This is a genomic window from Streptomyces sp. WAC 01529, assembly GCF_003945545.1.
GTDB classification, from domain to species: Bacteria; Actinomycetota; Actinomycetes; order Streptomycetales; family Streptomycetaceae; genus Streptomyces; species Streptomyces anatolicus.
Genome location: NZ_CP029617.1, coordinates 6,038,409 through 6,057,631 on the forward strand (window position 1 = coordinate 6,038,409; position 19,223 = coordinate 6,057,631).

Sequence of the window (19,223 nt, forward strand, 5' to 3'; positions counted from 1 at the left end):
GGCTTTGTGCAGCTCAGCGCCGGTGAGTCGAAGAGTAGCGACTGCAACAGGTGTGGTGCCATCCCCGGTTCGGGTGAACGAAAGCCCCTGCGATGGCCGCCGTGTCGGCGGCCATCGCAGGGGCTTGAGCAAGAGGCTCAACGGCGTCCTGCTTTAGCTGGTCGCTGGCCCGGACCGGTGCAGTGGACGAAGGTGCGTCACCGACGGCTCGGCCACGTCCTGGTCCGCAGTGCCCAGGGCGGACTCCAACGTGTCGGCGTGAAGGCAGATCGCCGCGCTGTATGCCTCGGCGGCCGGGTGGAGGTCGAAGAAGTCCGCCATGGCATCGGCGGTGGCCTCGTCACAGTTGTCGAAGAACCGCTCCAGTTCCCGCAGCAGTCGGGCAAGGGACGCCGCGTGCTGGCCGTCGAGAGTGATGGTCCGGGGAGGTGTGGGCTCCGTCGTCATGTCAGATCCTGATTCTGCTCAATGAGCTGCACTTCTCGGTTGGCGGTGGTCTTTCGTTCGCACTCGCGGGCCAGTTCGAGGCGGAAGGGGACAGGCCCTGTCATCCGCGCTGGTTCAGGGCTCGGGTCAGCTCTCGGTTGGCGGCCCGGGCGGCATCGAGCTCTTCGGTGCGTTCTTCCAACTGCCCCTGGGATTGGGTGAGTTCCTGTTCGAGCATGGTGATGCGTCGCTGGAGCTGGTCGATGTCGGCTGGTGCCCCCAGTCCGGACTCGTGCCATGCGGCCTCACCGAGAGACTGGGAGAGACGCTTTTCCAGCTGGCGGACCCGCGCGGCCAGACGCTTGTTGCGTTCGAGTGCGTTGGTCAAGTCGGCTTGGAGGGAGGCTCGGCTGACCGCGGCGATCCGGCCCTCCTCCGGTGGCGTCGAGGCGGCGGCGTGGACGCGCTCGAGGAGGTCCCGGTGCCGATAGAGGAAGGTGCGGTCGACTCGGGCCGCGCGGGCCAGGCCGGAGACGGTGATGTCGCCGCCGCCTCGCAGCATGGCATCGAGGGTTTTGAGGACGCGTTCGCGGCGGCGGGCCGAGTCGGCCCGCCGCCCGTCGATCATGGAGGCGGTCATGCGATCCTGTCAGGACGGAAGTCGGGCAGGGGCGGCCCGACGCGGGGCATTCCCAGGGAGACGACCTGCCGGCGACTGCGACGCAGGATGGAAGTGGCTTCCTGAATCTGCGCGCGGTCTTCATCGGTGAGTTCGTCGAGGTCTTCTTTGACCCGGCGGATCAGACGGCGGACGCGGGTGATCTCTTCGTCGGAAGGCATGGCTTCGGCTCGTGCCCAGTCGTCGGCGGTCGTGAACGCTGCCAGACGCTCCCGGTTGCGCAACAGGTCGGCGAGGTATGCCTCCAGGTCGGGGAGATAGGAGGCGTCGGTGCGGAAGTGGTCGCAGCCGACGCATCGGAAACGGGCCGGGCAGGCGTGTCCGCCGGCCGCGACGTTCGTCGGTTCGACGCAGATGCCGTAGGGGGCCGGGACCTCTCCGACGGCTCGGCGGGCGTACTCGGATTCGAGGAGTTCCTTCGCCTGGCGCCAGATGCGATTGCCGTGCCGGTCGAACTGCAGAGCCGAGACCCGCTCGACAGCCTCGCGTTTGCGCTGCTCACTGACCCGGTAGTAGCGCTGAGTAGTGGTGGCTTGACGGTGATCCATCAAAGCCTGGAGGACGTCTGGGTAGACGTTCGCGTCAGCATGCCGCTGAGCGAACGTGTGCCGGTAGGCGTAGAGGAAGATCTTCGTCTTGTCGAACGGCAGCATCTTGGTGACGCGCTCGCCGCTCTCGTCCACCACCGTGGGGAGGAAGAAGTCGGGCAGGGAGTTCACCCAGGCGCGATGCTGGCTGGAGACCCAATCCGCCGACATGGACTTCGTGCCATGGGGATTGGTCATTGCGCCGGGGAAGAGCTTGAGCTTGTCGGCAGGGGCGTCGGGGAAGCGGGCGCGGGCCCGTTCCTGCTGCTTGATGATCAACGAGGCGGTGACGCCGGCGATCGGCTGACGGCGGGCATTGCGGAGCGACTTGAAGTTGTCGTAGACGAGCACGGGGGTGCCATCTGGATCCCGGTCGAGACACTGCAGTGGCAGTTTGCAGATTTCGTCGGGACGGCGGCCGGTATCGATGAGCAGCTCGACCGCCGTTCGGATGTCAACGGTAGCGGCGGCCTCCAGAGAGCCGAGATGGTCGCAGAGCTGCCGCATAACCTCCGGCGGCAGGTCACGGCCGGCTTCGCGATCTTCGGGGTCGTCGGGGATGTCCTCTTCCCGCAGTGCGAAGTCGTCGGGCAGGCCATGCAGGGGCTGGCCGGGCTGGGCCAGCCCCAAGGTCCGCATCCGGGTGAGGATCCGTCGCGTCGTCCTGACAACCGAGACGTGGGTGCGCCCAGAGATCTCACTTTGCTCATTGAGGAATCTCAACCGGGTGAGGAAGGCGAGCACGTCATCGCGGCCGAGCAACCGCAAGTCGTTGCCGCGGTCGGGGCGGTTGAGCTGGAGGCTCGCGGAGAGGCGAGCGATGGTGTTGATCCGATCCTGGACGACTGAGCGTCGGGCCTTGCCCCGACGCTTGGGAATGTCGTCGATGGCCCATGCCTGGGTGGCTTCTCGTAGCCAGGGCTGGGTGATCTTGACGAAGGAGAACGTGCCGGACATGCCGAAGGCAGCAGCGTCCCAGATGTCCTTGTGACGCTCAGTTTCAGGAGAGACCCCGAAGCGGCCCACGTGCTTGAGGAAGCTCTTGGCCAGGTGCCAGTCGTGAGATTTCAGGGCCTGGAGGTCGAGGTCCGCCAGGGTGGTGATCTGTTGTGCGCGAGCGGCGTTCGGCAACGGGCGCAGGAGGTTGTCCTTGTGCAAGAGCCCCTCGGCGACGCGTTCCTGGAGGCCGTAGAGGATCTCGGCCACCACCCGGTCGGGAAGGCCGCGGAGGCTGACGCGGCCGAATTCGGCAACGGCGGGGGTGGTCAGACGCCAAAGCTCCTCGTCCCACCCTGTGCTCCTGTCGCGCTCAATCCGTCGGCGCTGGGAATGGGCCTGGCAGTAGCCGTTGCGGTATTGACGCTCCCGGTCGCAGGCGGCCACTAGGCACGAGCCCAGGGTGGGCAGGGGGGTCACCTGCGGGAGAGCGAGGTAGTCCTCCAGCGGCAGGCCGTAGGTCTTGCGCTGCTGGTGCAGGTGTGTGACGCAAAGAGGTGCAGTGGTGTTCTTCCCCGGCCGCTCACACTTCGGGACACGGCAAGGGCTGACGCCGATCGCTCGCCAGATGCGTTTGGCCGTGGTCACGAACTCCTCGAAGGACTGCGTGCTGGTCTTCCAGCGCTTCATGCAGCCGGCGCACAAGCCCTTTTGGAAGGCGTGATAGACCATCTTGTTGCAGCCGTTCACCAGGCACTCAGGGGCGCTGAACTGCGGATGCGAATGAGGGAAGACCAGGACGCGGACCTCCGGGTCCCAGCTGAGCAACTGCAGGAAGTCGGGCCGGACGACGGCCATGAGTTCTGCGGTGACCCCGTCTTCCTCCGGCTGCCGCGGTGCGGTGAGAGCCAGGTTCACTGGTCCTCACCACCCTGGAGAAGGCGGGGTGAGGGAACGCGTTCGACCGCTTCGCGTAGCCGCGAGGGCTTCGGGTGGAGGTAGGGACGGGGCGAGGCCGGGTGCTTCTGGCCGAGCAGGGCCTGGATCTCGTCGAGCTTGCCGCCGGCGTCGGCGACATTGCTGGCCATCGCGTGACGACACATCCGCGGTGTGACCTTCCGGCCGAGGCCAGCTCGCCGGGACAGCGACTCGCAGAGTTCGCCGATCGCCTCCGTGGTGATGGGGGCTCCGTAGGGCGGGCGGAACAGGTTGACCAGCAGGAAGTCGCTGCCACCGTCGCCCAAGACCTCGTGACGCTCCAGCGCGTACTGGTCGATCGCCTGCACCACGAGAAAGTCCACGGGCATGATCCATGACTGCTTCGACTTCGACCACGCGTTGTTCTCGTTCTGCCGACGCACGACGTGAACGTGGGCACCTTCCGCGTCGCAGCCCAAAGCCCGTGAGTCCGCCATCATGTGCGGGTCGCTCCGGCGCAGCCCAGCGGTCTGTCCCGGGCGGAGGCCGACGCGGGAGAGCAGCAGCAGGGTCAACCGGTCACGGGCCGAGCGGCAGGCGAGGAACATCGCGACGACCTCCTCGTCGCTGGCCCGGTCGATATCGCTCTCCGGCTCCTGGAGGCGATGCCTGGCCTTCAGCCGGACGCGCATCGGCCCGTTCTCGCCATGGGCCTCCGCGGGCAGGTCGAGGCCGTCGCCGAGCTCATAGATCTGCTCCACCACCCAGGCCGGCGCCACCTTGCTGTTGACGGCGTGGACCAAGAACATCCGCACCGCAGTCAGCACCTTGTTGATCCGCGGGTCCTCGCGGACCGGCTTGGCGCCGGGACCGGGTACCACGGTCGTCCTTTGGCCCCCGTTACCGGGCGTCCACCTCAGCCAGAGAATGAACAGCCCCATGTCGCGGGCCGCCGTCCGCCAGTCCCGCCCCGTACGCAGGCACCAGCGAAGGAACAAAGACACGCCCTCGGCGTACGCCTTGGTTGTGGACTCGGCACGGCCACGGGCCAGCCGTACCTCTCTCAAGAACCGATCTACGTCATCGACGACATCGAAGTCATCGTCCACCACGGTCCAGTACCGGGCGCCGGATGGCATCAGGACAGGAAACGCACGCACCTCTATATACCCCTACTCTGCGGGTCGATCACAACGGTTCACCGCAGAGCCACACCCCCCGAGAACCACCTCACCCCCCATAACAGTCAGGGGAGTTACAACGTCACACCGCAGGGTCGGAAACCCCAGAGAACGCCGCGCTGACCCGGGGGACGGTGGTGGTGGAGGCCGCCTACCGCAGCGGGGCGCTCGCCACCGCTCGCGCCGCCCAGGAGCTGGGGCGCTTCGCGATGGGGGTGCCGGGTCCCGCGACCAGCGCTCTCTCCGCGGGCGTGCATGAACTGCTGCGGGGTGACGGCGCCCTGGTGACCGATGCCGCGGAAATCGTCGAGCTGGTCGGTGACATGGGTGAGCTGGCCCCGGAACGGCGGGGGCCCGTCCTGCCGCGCGATCTGCTCGCCCCGGGGGCGGCCCGGGTCCTGGCGGCCCTGCCCGCGAGGGGGCGGGCGACGGCGCGGGACATCGCGGTCGGGGCGGGGACGACCGAGGACGATGCGGTAGGGCGCCTGTACGAACTTCAACCGTTGGGGTTCGTCGAACGACACGGCGACGGCTGGCAGTTGACACGCCAGGCGTTTGGCTCCGTCTTCGCCACTGGAGGTGAATCGTGACCGAGCGTGTTGCGCCGGACGGATGACGCCCGACAGCCTTGGGAAATCGCGCAGTTGATACGGCGGCGTCGTCACGCAGTGCGACGGACTCGCCCCCGCGGGGTGCTCAGCGGAACGTATCTGCGCACGCGCGATCCCATAGTCTTCGCACACTGCGACACTTCAGTCACGCTACGCTCACAAGGATTCCGACGCGGACAGGCAATTCAGACGGACGACCTCATTCACCTCACGCACACCCCCCACCGCGCGGGCGCGAGCGGCAGCCGCGAATCCGCCGCCCCGCGCGACCTCATCGACCCACGCGACCTCACCAGTTCACGGCAGAACGGCTCAAGGCGACGAATGCCCCAGCACACCTCAGGGTCCGACCGGGCGGCGGTCCCTCCCGCCGCCCGTAGCGGCGAGCGGGAGCGGCCTCCCGCCCCCTCGTCGCTGGACGAGTTGTGGCGGTCGTACAAGGCGACAGGTGACGGGCGGCTGCGGGAGCAGCTGATCCTGCACTACTCGCCGCTGGTGAAGTACGTCGCGGGCCGGGTGAGCGTGGGGCTGCCGCCCAATGTGGAGCAGGCGGACTTCGTCTCGTCCGGGGTGTTCGGCCTCATCGACGCGATCGAGAAGTTCGACATCGAGCGGTCGATCAAGTTCGAGACCTACGCGATCACGCGTATCCGTGGGGCCATGATCGACGAACTGCGGGCGCTCGACTGGATCCCGCGCTCCGTGCGGCAGAAGGCGCGCAACGTCGAGCGTGCCTACGCCACCTTGGAGGCGCAGCTGCGGCGCACCCCCTCGGAGGGCGAGGTCGCCGCCGAGATGGGAATCGCGCTGGAGGAACTGCACGCGGTTTTCAGCCAGTTGTCGTTGGCGAACGTGGTGGCGCTGGAAGAGTTGCTGCACGTCGGCGGGGACGGCGGCGACCGGCTGAGCCTCATGGACACGCTCGAGGACCACGCGGCCGACAACCCCGTGGAGGTCGCCGAGGACCGGGAGCTGCGCAGGCTGCTCGCACGGGCGATCAACACGCTGCCCGAGCGTGAGAAGACCGTCGTGACGCTCTATTACTACGAAGGGCTCACGCTCGCCGAGATCGGCAACGTGCTCGGGGTGACCGAGAGCCGGGTGAGCCAGATCCACACGAAGTCGGTGTTGCAGCTGCGGGCGAAGCTGGCCAGTTTTGGCCGCTGAGGCCGCGCGGCGAGCGAGCTGAATCGTCCCTGCCCGGGGCATATGTGCGCGCGGCAGCGACTCCCGCGCGGGGCCCGCCGTCCGTAAAGTGGAGCCGTGCCAAGGATTCGAGCGGCCTCTGTGGCCGAGCACCGGTCGATGCAGCGCGGGGCCCTGCTGGACGCCGCGAGGTCCCTGCTGTCCGAGGGAGGTACGGAGGCGCTGACCTTCCCCGCTCTCGCGGAGCGCACCGGGCTCGCCCGGTCGTCCGTGTACGAGTACTTCAGGTCGCGGGCGGCCGTGGTCGAGGAGCTGTGCGAGGTCGACTTCCCCGTCTGGGCCGCGGAGGTCTCGGCGGCGATGGAGGGGGCGCAGTCGCCCGAGGGGCAGGTCGAGGCGTATGTGCGGCGGCAGCTGGCACTGGTGGGGGACCGGCGCCACCGTGCCGTGGTCGCCATCTCCGCCAGTGAGCTGGACGCCGGGGCCCGGGAGAAGATCCGGGCCGCGCACGGCGGGCTCATCGCGATGATCGTCGAGGCGCTCCAGGCCCTGGGGCACGAGCAGCCCCGGATGGCGGCGATGCTGCTCCAGGGGATCGTGGACGCGGCCGTGCGGCGGATCGAACTGGGGGCCGCGGAGGACCCCTCCGCCATCACGGAGGCCGCGGTCTCGATGGCTCTGCGCGGGGTGCGCGGCTGAGGTCCCGCTCACGGCTCCGGTGGTCCGGTCAGTGGGAGCAGGCGGGACGGGCCGGGGTGCAGTAGCCGCGGTGGTAGCAGGCTCAGTGGGTCCAGATAGGTCCCGGCTCTGCGCAGGCCCCAGTGGAGGCAGCTCTCGGGGCAGTGGCCCGCCGGGGTTTCCAAGGTGCCGACCTGCTCGCCCGCGGTGACCTCGGCGCCCTTCTTCAGCGTGGCGCGCACCGGCTCGTACGTCGTGCGCAGCGGGGGCGCTCCGGTGCCGTCCAGCTCCACCGAGACCACGCCTCTGCCCGCCACCCGGCCCGCGAAGGAGACCCGGCCGGGCGCCACCGCCCGCACCGCGGTACCCGGGGGCGCGGCGAGGTCCACGCCCCGGTGGCCCGCGCCGTACTCGGTCGAGGGTGGATCCCAGGCGCGTACGACAGCGGGGCGGGTGCCCGCGGGGGCGTCCAGCGGCCAGGTCGTGGCCACCGGGATAACCGGCGGCGGGCTCGGGGGTGTGGGCGGAGTCGGGCTCGGGAGTGGGTTCAGTGCGGTCGCCAGCAGTGCGGTCAGTGTCGTCAGGAGCAGTTCCAGGCGCATGGCAGAACCGTCCCGCGTCCCGGCGTTCCGCAGGGATCATGGTCCGAATCTGTGGAGTACCGGCCGGTTGTGGAAAGCCGCGTCACCCGTCGGGGGGAAAGTGGCGAGCGGTTCCGTCACCAGGTCACGGGTAGCGGCGTCATCCGGCGCCCCGCGGGTCCCGTACACTTCTTGTGGCGATCCGGGTCACCGGGTCGACTTCGCACGCCCCGACATCAGGCCCTCACAGGCCGGTGTCAGCGCCCCTCGGTCCCTAGGTCTCTAGTGGCAAGGCGCACAGCGGGCGTCAGGCGCGAGTGCCGTCCGGCACACGCGGCACAACCGAGAATCTCAAGGAGAACGGCCATGGCCGTCGTCACGATGCGGGAGCTGCTGGAAAGCGGCGTCCACTTCGGTCACCAGACCCGTCGTTGGAACCCGAAGATGAAGCGCTTCATCTTCACGGAGCGCAACGGCATCTACATCATCGACCTGCTCCAGTCGCTGTCGTACATCGACCGCGCCTACGAGTTCGTCAAGGAGACCGTCGCCCACGGCGGCACGGTCATGTTCGTCGGCACGAAGAAGCAGGCGCAGGAGGCCATCGCGGAGCAGGCCACCCGCGTCGGCATGCCTTACGTCAACCAGCGCTGGCTGGGCGGCATGCTCACCAACTTCTCGACCGTCTACAAGCGTCTGCAGCGCCTCAAGGAGCTCGAGCAGATCGACTTCGAGGACGTCGCCGCCTCCGGTCTCACCAAGAAGGAGCTTCTCGTGCTCTCGCGCGAGAAGGCCAAGCTGGAGAAGACCCTCGGTGGTATCCGCGAGATGTCCAAGGTGCCCAGCGCCGTCTGGATCGTGGACACCAAGAAGGAGCACATCGCGGTCGGTGAGGCCCGGAAGCTCAACATCCCGGTCGTCGCCATCCTCGACACCAACTGCGACCCCGACGAGGTCGACTACAAGATCCCCGGCAACGATGACGCGATCCGCTCCGTCACCCTGCTCACCCGCGTGATCGCCGACGCCGTCGCCGAGGGCCTCATCTCCCGCTCCGGCGTGGCCACCGGTGACTCGAAGCCGGGCGAGAAGGCCGCTGGCGAGCCGCTCGCCGAGTGGGAGCGCGACCTCCTCGAGGGCGAGAAGAAGGCCGACGACGCCGAGGCCCCCAAGGCCGAGGAGCCGAAGGCCGCCGAGGCCGAGGCCGAGGTTCAGAAGTCCGCCGAGACGGAGAAGGCCGCCGACGCCGAGCAGGCCGAGGCTCCCGCCGCCGCGGACGCCGAGCAGGCCTGACCTCACAGGTTCGGTAGTTGACGGCGGGGGCCCGATCGGCCCCCGCCGTTCACCCGTAGACCTCCGTAGATCTTTCAAGACTTCGAGAGAGAATTTCGATCATGGCGAACTACACCGCCGCTGACGTCAAGAAGCTCCGTGAGCTCACGGGCGCCGGCATGATGGACTGCAAGAAGGCGCTCGACGAGGCCGAGGGCAACGTCGACAAGGCCGTCGAGGCGCTCCGCATCAAGGGCCAGAAGGGCGTCGCCAAGCGCGAGGGCCGCTCCGCCGAGAACGGCGCCGTGGTCTCCCTCATCGCCGACGACAACACCTCCGGTGTCATCGTCGAGCTGAAGTGCGAGACGGACTTCGTCGCCAAGGGCGAGAAGTTCCAGGCCGTGGCGAACAACCTCGCCGCCCACATCGCCAAGACGTCCCCGGCCGACATCGAGGCGCTGCTCGCCTCCGAGATCGAGGCCGGCAAGACCGTCCAGGCGTACGTCGACGAGGCCAACGCCAACCTGGGCGAGAAGATCGTCCTGGACCGCTTCGCGCAGTTCTCCGGCGCCTACGTCGCCGCGTACATGCACCGCACGATGCCCGACCTGCCCCCGCAGATCGGTGTCCTCGTCGAGCTGGACAAGGCCGACGCCGACGTCGCCAAGGGCATCGCGCAGCACATCGCCGCCTTCGCGCCGAAGTACCTCTCCCGCGAGGACGTCCCGGCCGAGGTCGTCGAGTCCGAGCGTCGCGTCGCCGAGGAGACCACCCGCGCCGAGGGCAAGCCCGAGGCCGCCCTCCCGAAGATCGTCGAGGGTCGCGTCAACGGCTTCTTCAAGGAGGCCACCCTCCTCGGCCAGCCGTACGCGCTGGACAACAAGAAGTCGGTCGAGAAGGTTCTCGCCGAGGCCGGTGTCTCCCTGAAGCGCTTCTCGCGCATCAAGGTCGGCATCTGAGTCCGTACCGCGATCGACGGTAGACCCCGCTAGGGTCGACAGCGGTCGCCCGCGTGGGGAACCCCGCACAGGGAGCCCATACGCGATGTACGACCGCAGGATCTGACGAGGAGGCCACTGCCGAGCATGGGATGCGAACGACACCCCACCGGCAGTGGCCTTCTTCGTATGTGCGTCAAGTAAGAGAAGCGAGAACACCATGACCACCAAGGCCGACTCGAAGAGTGACGACGACAAAGGCGCCGGACGCTTCCTGCTGAAGCTCTCCGGCGAGGCGTTCGCCGGCGGGGGCGGCCTCGGGGTCGACCCCGACGTGGTGCATGCCATCGCGCGCGAGATCGCGGCCGTGGTCCGCGACGGCGCCCAGATCGCCATCGTCATCGGCGGCGGCAACTTCTTCCGCGGCGCCGAGCTCCAGCAGCGCGGCATGGACCGGGCCCGCTCGGACTACATGGGCATGCTCGGCACGGTCATGAACTGCCTCGCGCTCCAGGACTTCCTGGAGAAGGAGGGCATCGACAGCCGCGTCCAGACCGCCATCACCATGGGCCAGGTCGCGGAGCCGTACATCCCGCTGCGCGCCGTGCGCCACCTGGAGAAGGGCCGCGTGGTCATCTTCGGCGCCGGTATGGGCATGCCGTACTTCTCCACCGACACCACCGCCGCGCAGCGCGCCCTGGAGATCGACGCCGAGGCGCTGCTCATGGGCAAGAACGGCGTGGACGGCGTCTACGACTCCGACCCGAAGACCAACCCCGACGCGGTGAAGTTCGACGCCCTCGGCTACGGCGAGGTCATCACCCGCGACCTCAAGGTCGCCGACATGACCGCGATCACGCTGTGCCGGGACAACAAGCTGCCCATCCTCGTCTTCGAGCTGCTCTCCGAAGGCAATATCGCCCGGGCCGTCAAGGGTGAGAAGATCGGCACTCTCGTGGGTGACCAGGGAAGCCGGGCCTGACCCCGGGGACCCGGGTCAGTCTCAAGAGACGGACGCGAGACGTCACTTGAGAGGGATGGACAAAGCCCTGCCGGTCGGACACCGTGCAGGAAAGACACGCGACGCAGCCGGCCGCCCCGTGCTAGCCGGGCCTACTCAGACACGCAGGAGCAAGTGGTGATCGAAGAGACCCTCCTCGAGGCCGAGGAGAAGATGGAGAAGGCCGTCGTGGTCGCCAAGGAGGACTTCGCCGCGATCCGCACCGGCCGTGCGCACCCGGCGATGTTCAACAAGATCGTGGCGGACTACTACGGCGCGCTGACGCCGATCAACCAGCTGGCCTCGTTCTCGGTGCCGGAGCCGCGGATGGCCGTGGTGACCCCGTTCGACAAGAGCGCGCTGCGCAACATCGAGCAGGCGATCCGCGACTCCGACCTCGGCGTCAACCCGAGCAACGACGGAAACATCATCCGGGTGACCTTCCCCGAGCTGACGCAGGACCGCCGCAAGGAGTACATCAAGGTCGCCAAGACCAAGGCCGAGGACTCCAAGGTCTCGATCCGCTCCATCCGCCGCAAGGCCAAGGAGGCCCTCGACAAGGCGGTCAAGGACGGCGACATCGGCGAGGACGAGGGCCGTCGTGCCGAGAAGGACCTCGAGGACCTCACGTCGAAGTACGTCACCCAGGTGGACGAGCTGCTCAAGCACAAGGAAGCCGAGCTGCTCGAAGTCTGAGGCTCAGTCCGAGGAATCAGGAATCCGATCCGTGAACGACTCTTCCTGGGGGGCGCGGCCCACAGCCGGGTACTGGGTGCCGCCCGACCAGGGGTCTGGTCAGGGGGCGCCCCCGGCAGGTCCCGCGTACGATGCGCAGGACGTGCTGCTGCCGTCCGTGACGCAGCCGATGCCCGTCGTGCCCGACACCCCCGCGCCCCCGCAGGAGCCCATGCCCAGCGCCTCCCAGCCCGCCCCGGCAGCGCCGCAGCCAGCGCCGAAGAAGAGCGCGGGCCGTGATCTCGGTGCGGCCATAGGAGTCGGTGTGGGCCTCGGCGCGGTGATCATCGCGTCGCTCTTCATCGTCAAGGCCGTCTTCATCGGCGTCATAGCGGTCGCCGTCGTGGTCGGCCTCTGGGAGCTCACCTCCCGCCTTGAGGAGCGCAAGGGCATCAAGGCGCCGCTCGTGCCGCTCGCGGTGGGCGGCGCGGCGATGGTCGTCGCCGGGTATGTCCGGGGGCCCGAGGGCGCGTGGGTCGCGATGGCGCTCACCGCGCTCGCGGTCCTGGTCTGGCGCATGACCGAGCCTCCCGAGGGCTATCTGAAGGACGTCACGGCAGGCGTCTTCGCGGCCTTCTACGTCCCCTTCCTCGCGACGTTCGTGGCGCTGATGCTCACCGCAGACGACGGGGCGTGGCGGGTGCTCACGTTCCTGCTGCTCACCGTCGTCAGCGACACCGGCGCGTACGCGATCGGCTGGCGCTTCGGCACGCACAAGCTGGCGCCGCGCATCAGCCCCGGCAAGACCCGTGAGGGCCTGCTCGGCGCGGTGGCGTTCGCGATGGGCGCGGGCGCGCTGTGCATGGAGTTCCTGATCGAGGGCGGCGTGTGGTGGCAGGGGCTGCTCATCGGCCTCGCGGTCGCGGCGAGCGCCACGCTCGGTGACCTCGGCGAGTCGATGATCAAGCGGGACCTCGGCATCAAGGACATGGGCACGCTCCTGCCGGGCCACGGCGGCATCATGGACCGGCTCGACTCCCTGCTGCCGACGGCACCGGTGGTCTGGCTCCTGCTCGTGGTCTTCGTCGGGTCCGGCTGACCGACCGACTGACCGATTACCGGTCTGACCTGCGCAGATGTAGGTGAGGGGCTCGTTGTCCACAGGGCGGCGGGCCCCTTGTCGTATGTCTGCGACACTGGAAGGACCATGCCTGTACCCGGAGAACTCACCTTCGTCGCGCCCCGCGGAGCCAAGAAGCCCCCGCGGCACCTCGCCGACCTCACGCCCGCCGAGCGCAAGGAAGCCGTCGCCGCCATCGGCGAGAAGCCGTTCCGCGCCAAGCAGCTCTCGCAGCACTACTTCGCGCGGTACGCCCACGACCCGGCCGAGTGGACCGACATCCCCGCCGGTGCGCGCGACAAGCTCCGGGAAGCGCTGCTGCCGGACCTGATGTCCGTGGTGCGGCACATCAGCTGTGACGACGACACCACGCGCAAGACGCTGTGGCGCCTCTTCGACGGCACGCTCGTCGAGTCGGTCCTCATGCGCTACCCCGACCGGGTGACCATGTGCATCAGCTCCCAGGCGGGTTGCGGCATGAACTGCCCGTTCTGCGCCACGGGCCAGGCGGGTCTCGACCGGAACCTGTCGACGGGCGAGATCGTCCACCAGATCGTCGACGGCATGCGCGCCCTCAGGGACGGCGAGATCCCCGGCGGACCCGCACGTCTGTCCAACATCGTCTTCATGGGCATGGGCGAGCCGCTGGCCAACTACAACCGCGTGACCGGCGCCATCCGCCGCCTCACCGACCCCGAGCCGGACGGCCTCGGTCTCTCGCAGCGCGGGATCACGGTGTCGACGGTGGGGCTCGTGCCCGCCATCCACCGGTTCTCCGACGAGGGCTTCAAGTGCCGCCTCGCGATCTCGCTGCACGCCCCGGACGACGACCTGCGCGACACCCTCGTACCGGTCAACACGAAGTGGAAGGTGCGGGAGGTCCTCGACGCGGGCTGGGAGTACGCGGCCAAGTCCGGGCGCCGGCTCTCCATCGAGTACGCGCTGATCCGCGACATCAACGACCACGCCTGGCGCGGTGACCGTCTTGGCCGGCTGCTCAAGGGCAAGCCGGTGCACGTGAACCTCATTCCGCTGAACCCGACGCCGGGTTCGAAGTGGACGGCCTCGCGGCCCGAGGACGAGAAGGCGTTCGTGGAGGCGATCGCCGCCCATGGGGTGCCGGTGACGATCCGGGACACCCGAGGTCAGGAGATCGACGGGGCGTGCGGTCAGCTGGCGGCCGCCGAGAGGTAGTCTGGCGGTCGTACGCCTCGTACATACGATCGCGTACGGCACGTACCCACATCTGCATATTCCGACAGGGGAGCGCCACAGCGCTGAGAGTGCGGCACCTTGGACAGGTGGGCCGCAGACCCTCTGAACCTCGCCCAGGTCATTCTGGGTAGGAAGTTCGGGCATTACTCAAGCTGTTGCGCCCTGCCCGCAGGCATTTCGCCGGCGGGCGGGGCCGCGTCTCTTCCTGGACACCCAGGAGGACATTCCAGTGAGCACCAAGAAGGTCACGTTCACCGCCGTCGCGGTGGGCATCGGGCTCGTCGCCGTCTCGGCGTGCGGCGGCTCCGGCGGGGATTCCACGAAGGCCGGCTCCAAGAGCGTCACGCTCGTCAGCCATGACTCCTTCAACGTCTCCAAGGACGTACTGAAGGACTTCGAGAAGCGGTCCGGGTACAAGGTCAAGGTCCTCAAGGACGGTGACGCGGGCGCCGCCGTGAACAAGGCGATCCTCTCCAAGGACAACCCCCAGGGCGACGTCTTCTTCGGCGTCGACAACACCCTGCTCTCCAGGGCGCTCGACAACGGGCTCTTCCAGTCGTACGAGGCCAAGGGTTCGGACAAGATCAAGCCCGAGTACCGCGTCGACCGGGACAAGCACCGGGTGACGCCCGTGGACAGCGGCGACATCTGCGTGAACTACGACAAGAAGTACTTCGCCGACAAGAAGCTGGCGCCGCCGAAGTCCTTCGACGACCTCCTCGCGCCGCGGTACAAGAACCTGCTGGTCACCGAGAACGCCGCGACATCCTCGCCCGGGCTCGGGTTCCTGCTCGGCACCGCCGCGAAGTACGGCGACAAGGGCTGGGAGAGGTACTGGAAGCAGCTCAGGGCCAACGGCGTCAAGGTCGTCGACGGCTGGGAGCAGGCCTACAACGAGGAGTTCTCCGGGTCCGCGGGCGGCAAGAAGGCCAAGGGCGACCGGCCGCTCGTCGTCTCCTATGCCTCCTCGCCGCCCGTCGAGGTGCTCTACGGCAAGCCCCAGCCGAAGGAGGCGCCGACCGGCGTCGCGACCGGCACGTGCTTCCGCCAGGTCGAGTACGCGGGTCTGCTCAGCAACGCCGGGAACACCAAGGGCGGCAAGGCCCTCCTCGACTTCCTCGCGGGCGAGGAGTTCCAGGAGGACATGCCGCTGAACATGTTCGTGAACCCGGTGCGCGAGGGCACGAAGCTGCCCGAGCTGTTCACCGAGCACGGCGTGACGGTCGACAAGCCGCAGACCATGGACCCGAAGAAGATCGCCGAGAATCGCGAGCCGTGGATCAAGTCGTGGACCTCGCTCGTACTGAAGTAGCCGAGGCGAAGGCCCCGCCCGCCACGCCCGCCAGGGGGGCCGGCCGCGGCGGCGCGGCGCGGCTCGGTCTGATGGCCTTGCCCGTCGCGTTCTTCGCGGTCTTCTTCGCCTATCCGGTCACGGCGATCGTCGCGCGCGGTCTGCACGTCGACGGGGTCTGGCGGTTCGGGCGGATCGCGGAGGTGCTCGGGCAGTCCGACATCCGGCACGTCCTGTGGTTCACCACCTGGCAGGCGCTCGCGTCGACGGCGCTCACGCTGCTGATCGCGCTCCCCGGCGCGTATGTCTTCGCGCGCTTCGACTTCCCCGGCAAGCAGGTGCTGCGGGCTGTCGTGACCGTGCCGTTCGTGCTGCCGACGGTCGTCGTCGGGACCGCGTTCCTCGCGCTGATCGGGCGGGGCGGGCTCTTCGACGAGCTGTGGGGCGTACGGCTCGACACCACCGTGTGGGCGATCCTGCTCGCCCACGTGTTCTTCAACTACGCGGTCGTCGTGCGCACGGTCGGCGGGCTCTGGTCGCAGCTCGACCCGCGGCAGGAGGAGGCCGCGCGGATGCTCGGCGCCTCGCGCTGGACGGCCTGGCGGACCGTGACGCTGCCCGCGCTCGGGCCGGCCGTCGCGGCCGCCGCGCTCATGGTCTTCCTCTTCACCTTCACCTCCTTCGGCGTCGTGCAGATCCTCGGCGGACCCGCGTACTCCACGCTGGAGGTGGAGATCTACCGGCAGACCGCCCAGCTCCTCGACCTGCCGACGGCCGCCGTCCTGACGCTCGTGCAGTTCGCGGCGGTCGGCCTGATCCTGGCGATCCACGCGTGGACGACGCGGCGGCGCGAGAGCGCCCTGAAGCTGGTCGACGCCTCGGCCGTGGCCCGCCGCCCGCGCGGGGCCGGGCAGTGGTCGCTGCTCGGCCTGGTCGTGGCCACGGTCGCGCTGCTGATCCTGCTGCCCCTCGGCGTGCTGATCCAGCGGTCCTTCGACGGCCCCGACGGCTACGGGCTCGCGTACTACAGGGAGCTGACCTCGGCGGAGGGCGGCGCCTTCCTCGTGCCGCCGATCGAGGCGGTCTGGAACTCCCTCCAGTACGCGCTCGCGGCCACGGCCATCGCGGTCGTCGTCGGCGGGCTCGCGGCCACCGCCCTGACCCGGAGAGCCGGTCGTCTCGTACGAGGGTTCGACGCGCTGCTCATGCTGCCGCTCGGGGTGTCCGCGGTGACCGTCGGATTCGGCTTCCTCATCACACTGGACGAGCCGCCGCTCGATCTGCGGGCCACCTGGATCCTCGTGCCGCTCGCCCAGGCGCTGGTCGGCGTGCCCTTCGTCGTGCGCACCATGCTGCCCGTGCTGCGCGCGGTCGACGGGCGGCTGCGCGAGGCGGCGGCCGTGCTCGGGGCCTCGCCGCTGCGGGCGTGGCGGGAGGTCGACCTGCCGATGGTGCGGCGGGCGCTCCTGATCGCCGCCGGGTTCGCCTTCGCCGTCTCGCTCGGCGAGTTCGGGGCGACCGTCTTCATCGCGCGGCCCGACAATCCGACGCTGCCGGTCGCCGTGGCGCGGCTGCTCGGGCGGGCCGGGGACCTCAACTACGGGCAGGCGATGGCCCTTTCGACGATCCTCATGGTGGTGTGCGCGGTGTCGCTGCTGCTCCTGGAACGCATCCGTACCGAACGCACCTCGGGAGAGTTCTGATGACCGCCTTGCTGAGACTGCGTGAGGCGACGGTCCGGTTCGGGGCGCGGGCCGTGCTCGACGCCGTGGATCTGGAGGTCACCGAGCACGAGATCGTCTGCGTGCTCGGGCCGAGCGGCAGCGGCAAGTCGACGCTGCTGCGGGCGGTGGCCGGGCTCCAGGCGCTGGACGCGGGCCGGGTCGAGCTGGGTGGACGCGACCAGCGCGGGGTGCCCGCGCACAAGCGGGGCGTCGGCCTGATGTTCCAGGACCACCAGCTCTTCCCGCAGCGCGATGTGGCGGGCAACGTCGCCTTCGGGCTGCGCATGCACGGCGCGTCGCGGGGCGAACAGGCCGACCGCGTGGCCGAGTTGCTCGAACTGGTCGGGCTGCCGAAGGCGCAGCGGCGCGCGGTCGCCTCGCTCTCCGGGGGCGAGCAGCAGCGGGTCGCGCTCGCGCGGGCTCTGGCGCCCCGGCCCCGGCTCCTCATGCTGGACGAGCCGCTGGGCCAGCTCGACCGCTCCCTGCGCGAACGCCTCGTCGTCGAACTCCGCGAACTCTTCGACGAGTTGGGCACGACCGTGCTGGCCGTCACCCACGACCAGGGCGAGGCCTTCGCGCTCGCCGACCGGGTCGTCGTCATGCGGGACGGGCGGATCGCCCAGTCCGGCACGCCGCTCGAGGTGTGGCAGCGGCCGGTGGACGAGTTCGTCGCGCGGTTCCTGGGCTTCGACAACATCGTCGGGGCGACGGTCACCGGCGACAGGGCGGACACGGTGTGGGGCAAGATCCCCGTGCCGGCCGGTGCCCCCGCGGGGCGGTGCGAGGTCCTGGTGCGGCCCGCGGGGGTGCGGCTCGTCGCCGCCGACGAGGGGCTGCCGTGCGCGGTGACGGCGCGCACGTTCCGCGGCACCCATGTCGCCGTGCACCTCCAGCCCGAGGAGGGCCCGCGCCTGGAGGCGGCGTGCGCGCTGCGCCGGGCGCCGGAGGTCGGGGAGAGGGTCGGGATCACCTTCGACGCCGAGGACGTCGTCGTCCTCGGTCCTTGAGTGCCTGTGCCTGATGCTGCCCTGACAAGTTGAGCCACCTCAGAGCCGAGCTTCATACGGCGCTGTGTGACCGCACCTCGGTCAGTTCAGCGCGAGGGGGACTGAAGGTAGGGCAGCTGCACCTGAGCACCAGGTGGTACCACCACGGCTGCCAGAACACCAGGGATAAACCCGTCCATCGTGGTCGGGGGGAAAGGGTCGGTTGGAGCAGCTGCGGATGTACTGGGTGCTGCGGTGGCATGGGCTGCGTGGGCGGGAATGGCGAGCATGCCGACGGCTACGGCGGCTCCCACCAGGGTGGTGCTGAAAAGGCGCATGACGTCTCCCTTCCTCGGAGGTCCTGGCGTGATGCGCCAGGATGCTCTCCATCGTCCGGGCCGTGCAGGCGAGCCGCCCGGACTGATGGGCCATACCAGTGGTCGAGAGCCTGATGACGGGCGCGACATTAGTCCGCTCTTCCAGCCCGAACGGCAGCCAGGATCAGCGTCCCAGATCATGCCCGTGACCTGCGCAAAGAGATGTGACACAGCTTCTGAGGGCCGGGCTCAGCGCTGGGCCGGTGAAGTGGCGCGGACGAGCCCCAGTTCGTACGCGAGGATCACCGCCTGGGCGCGGTCGCGCAGGCCCCTCTTCGTGAAGAGGCGGTTGATGTGCGTCTTCACGGTGTGGTCGGTGATCGTGAGGCGGTCGGCGATCTCCGCGTTCGACAGGCCCTGCGCGATGAGGACGAGCACCTCGGCCTCGCGGGCCGTCAGGCCTTCGACGCCGCCCGTCGGCGTCGGCGGCGCGGCGGCCCGCTGCCGTGTGAACTCCGCGACGAGCCGCTTGGTGATCTCCGGCGACAGCAGCGCGTTGCCGGCCGCCACGACCCGTACCGCGTGCAGCAGTTCGGGGAACGTGGCGTCCTTGAGCAGGAAGCCGGAGGCTCCGGCGGTCAGCGCGTCGTACACGTACTCGTCGAGTCCGAACGTCGTCAGCATCAGCGCCTTCGTCGCGCCGCCGGACGCGGCGAGGATCTCGCGGGCCGCGTCGATGCCGTTCATGTGCGGCATGCGGATGTCCAGGAGGACCAGGTCCGGGCGGTGCTCGGCGGCCAGCCGGACGGCCTGGGCGCCGTCCTCGGCCTCGGCGACCACCTGGATGTCGTCCTGGGTGTTGAGGAGGTTCACGAAGCCGGTGCGGACGACTGCCTGGTCGTCGGCCACGAGAGTTCTGATCACGCTGGTTCCTGCCCTTTC

The 19,223-nt window shown here is 69.1% G+C and carries 17 protein-coding genes, 1 pseudogene and 1 riboswitch; of the genes and pseudogenes, 12 read left to right on the forward strand and 6 right to left on the reverse strand.

The window, feature by feature from the left end; genetic code table 11:
- Positions 1-153: 153 nt before the first annotated feature.
- The 4 genes from DMA15_RS27155 to DMA15_RS27170 form a co-directional block, all read right to left on the reverse strand.
- The gene (locus DMA15_RS27155) at positions 154-447 is read right to left on the reverse strand and encodes a hypothetical protein (protein ID WP_125515368.1); all 294 of its coding nucleotides are present in this window, start codon (positions 445-447) and stop codon (positions 154-156) included.
- A 100-nt stretch (positions 448-547) separates the two neighbouring features.
- Positions 548-1,066, reverse strand: coding sequence for a DUF6262 family protein (locus DMA15_RS27160; RefSeq protein WP_125515369.1), 519 nt, complete (start codon positions 1,064-1,066; stop codon positions 548-550).
- Positions 1,063-3,546, reverse strand: a complete 2,484-nt coding sequence (locus DMA15_RS37135) for a tyrosine-type recombinase/integrase (protein ID WP_206302850.1) — start codon at positions 3,544-3,546, stop codon at positions 1,063-1,065. The genes DMA15_RS27160 and DMA15_RS37135 overlap by 4 nt, the downstream gene beginning before the upstream one ends.
- Positions 3,543-4,685: a tyrosine-type recombinase/integrase gene (locus DMA15_RS27170; protein ID WP_125515370.1), complete on the reverse strand. Its 1,143-nt coding sequence runs from the start codon at positions 4,683-4,685 to the stop codon at positions 3,543-3,545. The genes DMA15_RS37135 and DMA15_RS27170 overlap by 4 nt, the downstream gene beginning before the upstream one ends.
- 155 nt (positions 4,686-4,840) lie before the next feature.
- Here DMA15_RS27170 and DMA15_RS27175 point away from each other — a divergent pair.
- From DMA15_RS27175 to DMA15_RS27185, 3 genes and pseudogenes are all read left to right on the forward strand, one after another.
- Positions 4,841-5,317 (forward strand): annotated as a pseudogene (locus DMA15_RS27175) (DNA-processing protein DprA); the annotation flags it as partial.
- 345 nt (positions 5,318-5,662) lie between these two features.
- On the forward strand, positions 5,663-6,505 hold the full coding sequence (gene whiG, locus DMA15_RS27180; RefSeq protein WP_125515372.1) for an RNA polymerase sigma factor WhiG: 843 nt from the start codon (positions 5,663-5,665) through the stop codon (positions 6,503-6,505).
- Between the two features lie 120 nt (positions 6,506-6,625).
- Positions 6,626-7,183 (forward strand): TetR/AcrR family transcriptional regulator, encoded by a 558-nt coding sequence (locus DMA15_RS27185; protein WP_125518023.1) that lies wholly within the window; start codon positions 6,626-6,628, stop codon positions 7,181-7,183.
- 8 nt (positions 7,184-7,191) lie between these two features.
- Here the strand turns inward: DMA15_RS27185 and DMA15_RS27190 are convergent, their stop codons facing one another.
- The gene (locus tag DMA15_RS27190) at positions 7,192-7,764 is read right to left on the reverse strand and encodes a M23 family metallopeptidase (RefSeq protein ID WP_125515373.1); all 573 of its coding nucleotides are present in this window, start codon (positions 7,762-7,764) and stop codon (positions 7,192-7,194) included.
- Between the two features lie 345 nt (positions 7,765-8,109).
- Between DMA15_RS27190 and rpsB the strand changes: the two genes are divergently transcribed.
- From rpsB to DMA15_RS27235, 9 genes are all read left to right on the forward strand, one after another.
- Positions 8,110-9,036: a 30S ribosomal protein S2 gene (gene rpsB, locus DMA15_RS27195; protein WP_125515374.1), complete on the forward strand. Its 927-nt coding sequence runs from the start codon at positions 8,110-8,112 to the stop codon at positions 9,034-9,036.
- A 101-nt stretch (positions 9,037-9,137) separates the two neighbouring features.
- Positions 9,138-9,974: a translation elongation factor Ts gene (gene tsf / locus DMA15_RS27200; protein WP_125515375.1), complete on the forward strand. Its 837-nt coding sequence runs from the start codon at positions 9,138-9,140 to the stop codon at positions 9,972-9,974.
- 199 nt (positions 9,975-10,173) lie between these two features.
- Positions 10,174-10,935, forward strand: coding sequence for a UMP kinase (gene pyrH / locus DMA15_RS27205; protein WP_125515376.1), 762 nt, complete (start codon positions 10,174-10,176; stop codon positions 10,933-10,935).
- A gap of 156 nt (positions 10,936-11,091) precedes the next feature.
- Positions 11,092-11,649 carry a ribosome recycling factor gene (gene frr / locus DMA15_RS27210; RefSeq protein WP_125515377.1) on the forward strand — a complete coding sequence of 186 codons (558 nt, stop codon included), beginning with the start codon at positions 11,092-11,094 and terminating at the stop codon, positions 11,647-11,649.
- Positions 11,650-11,680: 31 nt separating this feature from the next.
- Positions 11,681-12,727 carry a phosphatidate cytidylyltransferase gene (locus tag DMA15_RS27215; protein ID WP_125515378.1) on the forward strand — a complete coding sequence of 349 codons (1,047 nt, stop codon included), beginning with the start codon at positions 11,681-11,683 and terminating at the stop codon, positions 12,725-12,727.
- A 108-nt stretch (positions 12,728-12,835) separates the two neighbouring features.
- Complete coding sequence (gene rlmN, locus DMA15_RS27220; RefSeq protein ID WP_055534624.1) at positions 12,836-13,942, forward strand: 23S rRNA (adenine(2503)-C(2))-methyltransferase RlmN; 1,107 nt, start codon at positions 12,836-12,838, stop codon at positions 13,940-13,942.
- 56 nt (positions 13,943-13,998) lie between these two features.
- Positions 13,999-14,115, forward strand: a riboswitch (TPP riboswitch).
- A gap of 77 nt (positions 14,116-14,192) precedes the next feature.
- On the forward strand, positions 14,193-15,275 hold the full coding sequence (locus tag DMA15_RS27225; RefSeq protein WP_125515379.1) for a thiamine ABC transporter substrate-binding protein: 1,083 nt from the start codon (positions 14,193-14,195) through the stop codon (positions 15,273-15,275).
- Between the two features lie 71 nt (positions 15,276-15,346).
- Positions 15,347-16,957, forward strand: coding sequence for an iron ABC transporter permease (locus tag DMA15_RS27230; protein WP_240660267.1), 1,611 nt, complete (start codon positions 15,347-15,349; stop codon positions 16,955-16,957).
- Entirely contained in the window at positions 16,957-17,985 is a 1,029-nt protein-coding gene (locus DMA15_RS27235) for an ABC transporter ATP-binding protein (RefSeq protein WP_125515380.1), read from the forward strand. The genes DMA15_RS27230 and DMA15_RS27235 overlap by 1 nt, the downstream gene beginning before the upstream one ends.
- Before the next feature lie 545 nt (positions 17,986-18,530).
- On the opposite strand, the gene DMA15_RS27240 is transcribed toward DMA15_RS27235, so the two are convergent.
- On the reverse strand, positions 18,531-19,205 hold the full coding sequence (locus DMA15_RS27240) for a response regulator transcription factor (RefSeq protein WP_125515381.1): 675 nt from the start codon (positions 19,203-19,205) through the stop codon (positions 18,531-18,533).
- Positions 19,206-19,223: the final 18 nt, after the last annotated feature.

Excerpts from the sequence above, each read along its gene's own strand:
- DMA15_RS27155 (WP_125515368.1), bottom strand. The coding sequence starts at position 447 with ATGACGACGGAGCCCACACCTCCCCGGACCATCACTCTCGACGGCCAG.
- DMA15_RS27160 (WP_125515369.1), bottom strand. The coding sequence starts at position 1,066 with ATGACCGCCTCCATGATCGACGGGCGGCGGGCCGACTCGGCCCGCCGC.
- DMA15_RS27170 (WP_125515370.1), bottom strand. The coding sequence starts at position 4,685 with ATGCCATCCGGCGCCCGGTACTGGACCGTGGTGGACGATGACTTCGAT.
- whiG (WP_125515372.1), top strand. The coding sequence starts at position 5,663 with ATGCCCCAGCACACCTCAGGGTCCGACCGGGCGGCGGTCCCTCCCGCC.
- DMA15_RS27190 (WP_125515373.1), bottom strand. The coding sequence starts at position 7,764 with ATGCGCCTGGAACTGCTCCTGACGACACTGACCGCACTGCTGGCGACC.
- rpsB (WP_125515374.1), top strand. The coding sequence starts at position 8,110 with ATGGCCGTCGTCACGATGCGGGAGCTGCTGGAAAGCGGCGTCCACTTC.
- tsf (WP_125515375.1), top strand. The coding sequence starts at position 9,138 with ATGGCGAACTACACCGCCGCTGACGTCAAGAAGCTCCGTGAGCTCACG.
- pyrH (WP_125515376.1), top strand. The coding sequence starts at position 10,174 with ATGACCACCAAGGCCGACTCGAAGAGTGACGACGACAAAGGCGCCGGA.
- rlmN (WP_055534624.1), top strand. The coding sequence starts at position 12,836 with ATGCCTGTACCCGGAGAACTCACCTTCGTCGCGCCCCGCGGAGCCAAG.
- DMA15_RS27230 (WP_240660267.1), top strand. The coding sequence starts at position 15,347 with ATGGCCTTGCCCGTCGCGTTCTTCGCGGTCTTCTTCGCCTATCCGGTC.
- DMA15_RS27235 (WP_125515380.1), top strand. The coding sequence starts at position 16,957 with ATGACCGCCTTGCTGAGACTGCGTGAGGCGACGGTCCGGTTCGGGGCG.